The following is a 226-nucleotide window of genomic DNA, read 5'->3' on the forward strand; positions in this document are numbered from 1 at the left end:
ACCGTCCTGCACCGGCTCTTCGTCTCCGGCTCCGACCGCGCTTGCGACAAGTGGATCGAGGACTACGCCGTCCCGGACGTGGATGGCCTGGCGCTGCACCACCTCTACCGCGCCATGGCCTGGCTCGGCGAGGAGCTGGACGCCTTGTACGGCGATCAGGCGCACGCCACGCCCTTCGCCCCACGCTGCGTCAAGGACCAGATCGAGGAGGCGCTGTTCGCCCGCC

At 69.9% G+C, this 226-nt stretch carries 1 pseudogene; it reads left to right on the top strand.

Annotated elements, in window-relative coordinates:
- Positions 1-226: pseudogene (locus Q7A36_RS41485) on the top strand (IS1634 family transposase); the annotation flags it as partial.

The organism is Paracraurococcus lichenis (genome assembly GCF_030657435.1).
GTDB classification, from domain to species: Bacteria; Pseudomonadota; Alphaproteobacteria; order Acetobacterales; family Acetobacteraceae; genus Paracraurococcus; species Paracraurococcus lichenis.